The sequence below is a fragment of the Veillonellaceae bacterium genome (assembly GCA_012523975.1).
Classification (GTDB): domain Bacteria; phylum Bacillota; class Negativicutes; order JAAYSF01; family JAAYSF01; genus JAAYSF01.
Genome location: JAAYSF010000058.1, coordinates 1 through 2,993, shown reverse-complemented (window position 1 = coordinate 2,993; position 2,993 = coordinate 1). Strand labels below are relative to the sequence as shown.

The following is a 2,993-nucleotide window of genomic DNA, read 5'->3' as shown; positions in this document are numbered from 1 at the left end:
TTCAGCCGTCTTTGTTTTATATGAATGTTGTTTATAAGTGCTTAACCAATTCGATCAATCTCGGCGCCAATACCGCGAAGCTTTTCTACCAGTTTGTCGTAACCGCGATCAATATGATGAATATAGCCTATTTCTGTTTTGCCTTCAGCTACTAGCCCAGCCAGCACCATAGCAGCGCCTGCCCTTAGGTCGGTAGCTTTAACCGGACACCCGGTAAGCTTTGGTACACCCTCGACCACTGCACTGCGGCCTTCAATTTTGATGCAGGCCCCCATCCGTTTAAGCTCGTCCACATGCATAAAGCGATTTTCAAAAACCGTTTCGCTAACAATACTAGTGCCGTGAGCAACGGTCATCATAGCCATAAATTGAGCCTGCATATCAGTCGGAAAGCCCGGATACGGCAGCGTCTTTATATCGACGGCCTTAATTTTACCGTCACCCCAGACACGAACGCCATTAATATCTTCCTCAATGTTTGCGCCTGCCTCTTTAAGCTTAGCTACAACAGGCTTTAAATGCTCGGTAAGGGCATTCTCAATCCAGACATCGCCGCCAGTCATTGCTGCAGCCACCATGTAAGTACCGGCTTCGATCCGATCAGGTATTACAGTATAATTGCGCCCTTTTAACTCGCTCACGCCTTCAATCTTAATAACATTGGTACCGGCACCGCGAATGCGGGCGCCCATAACATTAAGATAATTGGCTAAGTCGACAATTTCAGGTTCATGGGCAGGGTTTTCTAAAATTGTCTGTCCCTTAGCCATACAGGCTGCCATCATGATATTTTCGGTAGCGCCAACGCTCGGAAAGTCAAGATAAATCCGGGCTCCGGTCAAACCGCGCGGCGCTGTGGCTTCAATATAACCATGACCGATCTCGATTTCTGCGCCGAGCGCCTCAAAGCCTTTGAGATGAAGGTCAATTGGTCTTGTCCCAATTGCGCAGCCGCCCGGCAGCGAAATTTTGGCTTTGCCGACCCTGGCAAGCAGCGGCCCCATAACCAAAAATGATGCCCGCATTTTACGAACAAATTCATATGGCGCTTCATGACTTGTTATATTTGTGCTGTCAATTTCCAGTGTCTTCTTATCCGGGTCATGCTTTGCCGCAACCCCAAGATGGGCGAGCACCTCACTGAAAGTGCGAACGTCTTCCAGATCAGGCACCTCATCGAGCGTCGACGGTGTAGTGCCTAAAAGCCCTGCCGCAATGAGCGGCAATACAGCGTTTTTGGCCCCGCTAATTTTTACAGTCCCGGTCAGCCTGTTGCCTCCGTGGATAATTAGCTTTTCCATAAGTTCCTCCCACACAACTACTATAAATGCCGAAAGTAATGCTAATACTCCCTAGTTATGACCGGGGAGCCAATAGTGATATATGTACGGTTATCGTAAGGACTGTAGCGCATGGCCATATTAATATTGATTCTTTTACCGCTGACCTCTAGATAATCAGAAATTGCCGGTGTAAACCCGGTATAGCTTGCAAAATTATCATAGCTTGTTTCGTCAATAATGGTTGCGTTTACAGCGTTGAAACCGTTCTTAATGCGAATATTATCTTCTCCATCAATTAGTTTACCATCAAGCCAACCAACCAAGCAAGTACTAATACGCGGCGTACCGCCAAAATCCTTAATTACTGCTGTTATTTTGTTATTCCATTTTGCCAGGTCAGTTTCACTTTCCGGTTTGGTCTCAACCATTACGACTAAATAGGTCTCGGGCTGTTTTGATTCACCTTGAGGTAAAATGACTTCTGATATCACGACAGCATGAAAATAGTCAGCGATAGCCTCGGCCCGAACCATGCGCTGATACTCGGTGTGATTCCGGGAAAGCTGATAGTTGTCAGGACTAATACCTAATTTTTCAATTGCACTTCGGGCCATGTTTTCTAAGTCAGCATCAGCCTGGCCGGCTGCCGGCACATTAGACCAAGCATTGACACTCATTTCTTCCACCCCGGCACCAGCAGCCTTCATGGCTGCGCTCAAAGGTTCGCGCCGAGTCTGGTTTTCCGCATGCCCAATGATAATAATAAATACCGATAATACACAAATGACACCAAGGACAACTCTAATATTATATTTCATTTTCTCCCCCCACCCGAACAACACAATAAATCTCTTTAAAATCATTCTTGCCAGTTTTTAGGGGGGTTATACAATGCAAATTATGTTAAATGGCTTGTTGTTACTTTTTGGCATGCCCTAAAAGTGCCTGCTGGACTACCAGCTATTCTTCTTCATTTTATGCCTCAAATCAATCTAACCCCAAAGGGGTTGTTACTTTGGCATTGCCCCAAAAAGTAACCAAAAAGGTCTAGGCCCGTCTTCCAAAAGCCTCGGTAAACCGTACAGCTTACTAAAATCCCGAAACTCGCCTGCGGCTCAGACAGTCGGGATTTTTTAACGTAAGCCCACGGTTTCCCGTCCTTGCGGAACGGCTTTTTCCATAATGGGCCGGTAAGGTACGAGAGTTTGAGAAAACAAGTATAAATTTGAGTCGTCAGCCTTCACATTACCTCTCGTACCCCTACCGACCCTTAAGGCAGCGGACGGTCCCGAAGGGATGGAAATAGGCCGTACTTGCGGTTAAAAAGTTTGACTGTTTGAGCGCAGCGAGTTTCAAACTTTTAGCAAGAACGGCCTATTTCCAAGGCCGATGCCTTACAGGTCTTGATTTTTTGGGTACTTTTGTATCAAGACAAAAGTGCCGGCTACCGTAGTAGCCTAAACTACCGGTTATACTTCATAACAAGCTAAACCGCTGAGGGGTATGTTACTTTTTGGCATTGCCCAAAAAGGTAACCAAAAAGGCTAGGCCCACTCTTCCAAAAGCCTCGGCAAACCGTACAGCTTACTAAAATCCCGAAACTCGCCTGCGGCTCAGACAGTCGGGATTTTTTAACGTAAGCCGCACGGTTTCCCGTCCTTGCGGAACGGCTTTTTCCAGAAAGGGCCGATAGGCACGGGGGTATGAGGA

2 protein-coding genes are annotated in these 2,993 nt (G+C 46.8%); both read right to left on the bottom strand.

Going from position 1 to position 2,993, the window contains the following annotated elements:
* Positions 1–41: 41 nt before the first annotated feature.
* Positions 42–1,301: a UDP-N-acetylglucosamine 1-carboxyvinyltransferase gene (gene murA / locus GX348_07755; GenBank protein ID NLP42079.1), complete on the bottom strand. Its 1,260-nt coding sequence runs from the start codon at positions 1,299–1,301 to the stop codon at positions 42–44.
* Positions 1,302–1,342: 41 nt separating this feature from the next.
* Entirely contained in the window at positions 1,343–2,101 is a 759-nt protein-coding gene (locus tag GX348_07750; protein ID NLP42078.1) for a YwmB family TATA-box binding protein, read from the bottom strand.
* Positions 2,102–2,993 lie beyond the last annotated feature (892 nt).